Raw genomic sequence first — 4,276 nt, 5'->3', positions numbered from 1 at the left:
CTTTGACTGACCAGTTGGGGACGGTTAAGGATTTTGTGGATAATAGTGGGAGTGTGGCGAATCATGTGAGGTATGATGCGTTTGGTGGGGTGGTTAGTCAGTCGAATTCTGCTGCTGGAAGTCGGTATGGGTTTACGGGGCGGGAGTTGGATTCTGAGACTGGGTTGTATTATTATCGGGCGCGGTATTATAATTCGGAGATAGGACGGTTTATTGGGGAGGATTCTGTTGGGTTTGCAAGCAAAGACACAAATCTGTATGCCTATGTTACCAATAACCCAATAGAGGCTATCGATCCTTTTGGACTAACGAAACGTGGAAAAGTGGACAGCCAACTGCGTCTTATTAATTACTTTGATGGCGATAATAATTCGCCAGAGTTCACAAATACCATAGAGTCTATCTCTAATGACGCAAGCAATTTTATACTCTCTGATTTGACCATAGCTAGAATCAGTCCTACTGATGACGAAGCTCCAGGAGGAACGCTACCAAACAAAAATAAAATCAAGAGTATTCAACCTATAGGTGATGATAGAGGTCATATTGTTGCTAATAAGGAATTGGGAGGCAGCAACAGAGATATTAATAACTTTTTTCCCCAAAATAGTTCAATTAACCAAGGAAGAAGTGGCACATGGCGCGCCTTTGAAAGCAATCTAGGTAGAGAGATAGTTAAGAAAAATAACGATCCTAATTGTCCTCGTGTAAATTTGATTCTAACTATAAATCTTGTGTACCTAGGAAGAACAATAGAATATCCTCTCAGACCGAGTAGTTATGTTGCCTTAGGAGTTTTCACTGACGGTACCATATATGGACCAAGTTTTTTCCCTAATCCTTTATGATGAAACAAAAGTGGCAAGCCTTACTGAACTATTTAGAATTTATTGAAGACCCTTATTGTGGAGAAGTTTGGGATGAACAACAAATTATAAACTTTGAACTTCAGAATAACGTTGTTTTACCTGCTGACTATAAAGATTTTTGCCAAGTATTTGGAGGTGGGATGTTTGGGGATTATATGCAACTTTGGTGTCCCAGTAAAGAGTTACAGCTTGGAATAAACGTTCTGAAGATTGAGATTGATAATTATGTATATAATAATCCAGATAACTCTTTAGATTTAGAGTCCCTTAATAAATTGCTCAGTTATGCTTTCGTGTTTGGGGATAATTCCTGTGCAGAAATACTTTTTTGGAATTTGGAAAGTTATAGTAACTTGGATAATAGCTGTGATATTTACTTAGTGCGTTTAGATAGCTTTGAAGGTAATTTGTACCAAGTAGGGCGAAACTTTTTTGAATTCGTGTGCGATTTCTGTTTAGGAACAAAAGCTTACGAAGTTTTACCAGAATGGATGCACCCGTATCCACAGGAACTTCACTACACTTTCACTCAATATAGACAAAAAAAATCCAATTCTGAAGCTAGCGATCGCTCTTTAACACAGGTAAGCCCCCCAATCCAAGTAGAAAGAGAACGCGGACAAGTTAGCCAAAATTTTCTCCAGTCTGCTTGGGAACAGTTAACAGTTAACGCGTTTTTCAAACCACAAAAGTTCAGCGCTGAATTTCAACAGATTCAGCAAAAATTGCTGCAAGTTTGGAACAAGCTGATACAATCTATTCAACACTCTCAAACTACTAACCTTACGGAAAATACAGAAGATTTTAATAGCCAAGAGCAACAAGCTTGGCAAAATTTTGAGCAATTTGTGGGTAACTTAGCAGCTAGTTATCCTCAAACTAAACACTTCAGTCATGAAAACTTCGAGCATTTGCATCTTCCTCCTGAATCTACCAGTCCACGAACTGACTTACCTCCCGCAAGGTCTGAGATAGAGTATCAGGAGATGGAAGAGGCTTTGCGGGGGGGGAATTTTTATGCCTTCTTTAGGTATCTGAGAACATTCAAAAGCCATTCCACTTCTGTTTATTCTGTTGTTTTTAGTCCAGATGGACAAATTTTAGCTAGCGGGTGTGCCGACACTACCATCAAGCTTTGGGACTTGAGTAACCGTCAGGAAATTCGCAACCTTACAGGACATACCGATGCTGTTATCTCAGTAGCAATCAGTTCAGATGGGCAAGTTCTAGCTAGTGGCAGTGCTGATGCTACTATTAAGCTATGGAACCTCGACACGTCTCAAGAAATCTACACACTTTCTGGTCATAGTAGTTCCGTACTTTCTGTAGCAATTAGTTCCAACGGACAAATTTTAGCCAGCGGCAGTGCCGATCGCACTATCAAATTATGGAATGTAATAACAGGGCAACAAATTCGCACTTTTACCAGTCATGATTCCTCTGTTTTATCTTTAGCGATTAGTCCAGATGGCAAGATTTTAGCAAGTGGTAGTGCTGATCGCACTATCAAATTATGGGACTTAAATACAGGTGAAGAAATTCGTACTTGGGATTTTGAATCCGGTTTTGTTTTTGCTGTTTGCTTCCATCCAAACGGACAAATGCTTTTCAGCAGTCACGAAGGAGACAGAACTATAAAATTGTGGAATTTACTGACACAAGAAGTAATTTACACAATTCCTACAGATGCGGAAGTAGTCTCGCTGGTAATTAGTCCCGACGGGCAAATCCTTGCTGGTGGGGGTGGATATTCCGGTTCTCGCGTTATTGGTATGTGGGAAGTGAACGCAGGAAAAGCGCTCGCTTCTTTTCATGCTTCTACCAACAATTCGATCTATCATCACCGTATTGTTTACTCTGTTGCTTTTAGTCCCGACGGACAAACACTTGCTAGTGGAAGTAAAGACACTACTGTCAAACTTTGGGGAGTTCCACCGCCTATTAAGATTGAGTGAGGGAAAGTAATATCGAGTGAAAACGCTATCGCCGCATATCCCTCTCAAAAAAATGCTTAAAATCATTTTTTTCAACAAAAATTAACATTTATTTAACCCTAAAATTTGTTTTCAAACCCCTGCATTTAAATATTAAACCATTTTATCTTGATAAGCGTCAAACTGCGATTGCTTGGAATTCCCCAATGACCTCTGTGTATCAAAGTCCTTTTAGCGGTCATACATTTACAAGCACCCCTCCTGTTAATTTGCCCAATCCTTAGACGCCCATTTATCGTCCTTTTTTTCCTTAGTTTTTTATTAAACAACAAAAACCCTCATAAGCTATGATTAATCAATGGCGACAATTGCTAGCAAACCTAGAAGTCATAGAGGATGACCTTGGTGTAGAAATTTTAAGCGAAGATGAACTAACTGCTTTTGAAATCCAAAATAATATTACTTTACCTGCTGACTATAAAGATTTTTGTCAAATCTTTGGTACGGGTTCCCTTTGGGACTTGGTGGTTATTTTCTGTCCCAGCAATTATCTGCTGGAAGCTCAGGATATGATAGGAGGAATGATAGACCAAATAAGAAGATATCCATCTCCCGATCTTAACCGCAATCTAGAATATATAAACCTGCTAAGTTCTGCTTTCATGTTTGGAGAATATGGGGCAGGAGGCAGCTTAATTTTTTGGGATTTAACAACTTACAGCGAGTCGGATAAAAGTTATGATATTTACTGGGCAGATTGGGAAACACCGGAGTGTGGCGAGCGAGTTTTTATAAGTAGAAGCTTTTTTGAGTTTGTCCGAGATTTTTGTTACGGTACAAAGTCTTTTGATTTTATACCAGAATTGATGGAGGGTATTTCTCCTGAAGACATTGAATATACTTTCAGTCGGTTCAATCCTAGCATTCGTATGTTAGATTGGGACGCAATCTGCTCGATAGAAGAACGATCGCCAGATTATTGGCGTGGCGACCACCCCGATTGAAACTCAGATGGATTAAAGATTGGCAGTCGAAATACAGTCTAGCGGCGTTGCTGAATACAGGTATGAATTCAAGATTTTGCAATTGCTATAAGCCCTCGGAGGGTGAGTTTTGTAACTTCCGACAAAAGTTGATTCATACCGTGAATCAGCAACGCCAGTCTAGCTATCTTTTTTAAAGAGATACAATCGAGGGCGATCGTACTTACAGAAATATTATCACCGGCGATTGCCCAATCAATTTCTCTCAACAAGTGCTAACATTTATTTAGTCAGAAAATCTGCCTTCAAACCTCTGAATAAAAACATCAAAGCATTTTAGCATTTTACCACTAGTTCGATCTAGCTGCGACTACTACGAAATTGACCCGCTTACTGGTAACAGAAGAAAAGTGACAAACGTAGTAGGTGCTGTTGGCGACAGCGATGATGTTGTTACTAGCTATACCTACACAAATAAAAATCTAATTGA

3 protein-coding genes are annotated in these 4,276 nt (G+C 39.5%); all 3 read left to right on the top strand.

Annotated elements, in window-relative coordinates; genetic code table 11:
• Nucleotides 1-848, top strand: an 848-nt coding sequence (locus QT990_RS35365; RefSeq protein ID WP_333301273.1) for an RHS repeat-associated core domain-containing protein, incomplete at its 5' end; no start/stop codon positions are given.
• A complete protein-coding gene (locus tag QT990_RS35360; RefSeq protein WP_333147842.1) occupies nucleotides 845-2,824 on the top strand; it encodes a WD40 domain-containing protein in 1,980 nt (659 codons plus the stop codon). The genes QT990_RS35365 and QT990_RS35360, both read left to right, overlap by 4 nt.
• Before the next feature lie 326 nt (nucleotides 2,825-3,150).
• Entirely contained in the window at nucleotides 3,151-3,807 is a 657-nt protein-coding gene (locus tag QT990_RS35355) for an SMI1/KNR4 family protein (protein ID WP_333147844.1), read from the top strand.
• Nucleotides 3,808-4,276 lie beyond the last annotated feature (469 nt).

Origin of the sequence: Microcoleus sp. T3_B1 (genome assembly GCF_036700445.1) — a bacterium.
Classification (GTDB): Bacteria; Cyanobacteriota; Cyanobacteriia; order Cyanobacteriales; family Microcoleaceae; genus Microcoleus.
Note: the sequence above shows the minus strand (reverse complement) of the source record. Positions and strands in the feature narration are given on the sequence as shown.

Bases quoted from the DNA above. Each gene is read 5' to 3' on its own strand.
- QT990_RS35360 (WP_333147842.1), top strand. From the start codon at position 845: ATGATGAAACAAAAGTGGCAAGCCTTACTGAACTATTTAGAATTTATT.
- QT990_RS35355 (WP_333147844.1), top strand. From the start codon at position 3,151: ATGATTAATCAATGGCGACAATTGCTAGCAAACCTAGAAGTCATAGAG.